1 protein-coding gene and 2 pseudogenes are annotated in these 2,310 nt (G+C 66.8%); all 3 read left to right on the top strand.

Going from position 1 to position 2,310, the window contains the following annotated elements; all coding sequences use genetic code 11:
• Positions 1–429 (top strand): annotated as a pseudogene (locus tag KH616_RS24295) (ribose ABC transporter permease); the annotation flags it as partial.
• 90 nt (positions 430–519) lie between these two features.
• Entirely contained in the window at positions 520–1,464 is a 945-nt protein-coding gene (locus tag KH616_RS24290) for an ABC transporter substrate-binding protein (protein WP_292253768.1), read from the top strand.
• Positions 1,465–1,493: 29 nt separating this feature from the next.
• Positions 1,494–2,310: pseudogene (locus KH616_RS24285) on the top strand (glucose-6-phosphate isomerase); the annotation flags it as partial.

The raw sequence follows: 2,310 nt of genomic DNA, 5'->3' as shown, positions 1-2,310 counted from the left end.
TGGTTCATCCTGCGCCGCACGGTGCTCGGCATGCGGATCTACGCGGTCGGCGGCAACCCCGAAGCCGCGCGCCTGTCGGGCATCAACGTGCGGGCGATCCAGCTGTTCGTCTATGCGGTGTCGGGCCTGCTCGCCGGCCTCGGCGCAGTGATGTCCGCCGCGCGACTCTACGAGGCCAACGGGCTGCAGCTCGGCCAGTCGTACGAACTCGACGCGATCGCCGCGGTGATCCTCGGCGGCACCAGCTTCGTCGGCGGCGTCGGCTCGATCGTCGGCACGCTGATCGGCGCGCTGATCATCGCGGTGCTGACCAACGGACTCGTACTGCTCGGCGTGTCCGACATCTGGCAGTACATCATCAAGGGGCTCGTGATCGTCGGGGCGGTCGCGCTCGACCGCTATCGCCAGCGCGAATCCGCCCGCACCTGACGCGCCGCCTTTCGACCCTCGCCGGGACGCGGGCCCATCCGCCCGCGCCCGTCATTCCACGGATTTCACGGATTTCACGGAGACAACGACATGTTCAAGCACCACGCTGTCCTGGCCGGCATCGCCTGTGCATTCGCGTTTGCGGCTTCCGCGGCGCACGCGGACAGCAAACCGCTCAAGGCGATCGGCATCACGGTCGGCTCGCTCGGCAACCCGTATTTCGTCACGATCGCAAAAAGCGCCGAGGCGCGCGCGAAGGCCATCAATCCGGCGGCGAAGGTGACAGCCGTATCGGCCGATTACGACCTGAACAAGCAGTTCACGCAGATCGACAACTTCATCTCCGCGCACGTCGACATGATCCTGCTCAACGCCGCCGATCCGAAGGCGATCGAGCCGGCCGTGCGCAAGGCGCAGGCGGCCGGCATCACGGTCGTCGCGGTCGATGTCGCGGCGGCCGGCGCGAACGCGACCGTGCAGACCAACAACGTGAAGGCCGGCGAAATCGCATGCGACTTCATCGCGAAGAAGCTGGGCGGCAAGGGCAACGTGATCATCGAGAACGGTCCGCAGGTGTCGGCCGTCGTCGATCGCGTGAATGGCTGCAAGTCGGTGTTCGCGAAGAATCCGGGCCTCAAGGTGCTGTCGAGCGATCAGGACGGCAAGGGCTCGCGCGAAGGCGGCATGTACGCCATGCAGGGCTACCTGACGCGCTTCCCGAAAATCGACGGGGTCTTCACGATCAACGATCCGCAAGCCGTCGGCAGCGACCTCGCCGCGAAGCAGCTGAACCGTTCCGGCATCGTGATCACGTCGGTCGACGGCGCGCCCGACATCGAAACGGCGCTCAAGGGCAATACGCTCGTGCAGGCGTCGGCGAGCCAGGATCCGTGGACGATGGCGCAAAAGGCCGTCAACGTCGGCTACGGCATCATGAACGGCCAGAAACCCGCCAATCCGATGATCCTGATGGAGCCGATGCTGATCACGCGCGACAACGTGAATGCGTACAAAGGCTGGACCGCGCCGCGCTGATTCTTTTCCATCCCGAACCTGTGCCGATCATGACTTCGTTGACCCAGACGCCTGCGTGGCGCGCCCTCGCCGACCATCGCGACACGATGGCCGGCATCCCGCTCCGTGAGCTGTTCGCACGCGATGCCGAACGCGCGGCGCGCTTTTCCCTCGACGCGGCCGGCCTCTTCGTCGATTACTCGAAGAACCCGGTCGTCGGCGAGACGATCGCGCGGCTCGTCGCACTCGCGCGCGACGCGGGCGTCGAAGCGCGCCGCGACGCGATGTTCGCCGGCGAGCGCATCAACCGCACCGAGCATCGCGCGGTGCTGCATGTCGCCCTGCGCGACCGCTCGGGCACGCCGCGGATCGTGGACGGCGAGGACATCGCCGCACAGGTCGCCGCCGTCCTCGCGAAGATGCGCCGCTTCGCCGATGCCGTCCGCGCCGGCACGTGGCTCGGCCATACCGGCCGGCCGATCACCGACGTGGTCAACATCGGCATCGGCGGCTCGGATCTCGGCCCGAAAATGGTGTGCGAAGCGCTGAAGCCCTACGCGCACGAACGCCTCACGATGCACTTCGTGTCGAACGTCGACGGCGCGGACATCGCCGAAGTGCTCAAGCACGCCGATCCCGAGACGACGCTGTTCATCGTCTCGTCGAAGACCTTCACGACGCGCGAAACGCTCGTCAATGCGCGTACGGCACGCGCGTGGCTGCTGGCCGGCGGCGCGCCGCACACTGCGGTTGCACGGCATTTCGTCGCCGTGTCGACGAACGCCGATGCGGTCGCCGCGTTCGGCATCGATCCCGCCAACATGTTCGAATTCTGGGACTGGGTCGGCGGCCGCTATTCGCTGTGGT

Origin of the sequence: Burkholderia sp., from assembly GCF_018375725.1 — a bacterium.
Taxonomy (GTDB): Bacteria; Pseudomonadota; Gammaproteobacteria; order Burkholderiales; family Burkholderiaceae; genus Burkholderia.
This window is presented reverse-complemented; position numbering and strand designations above follow the sequence as displayed.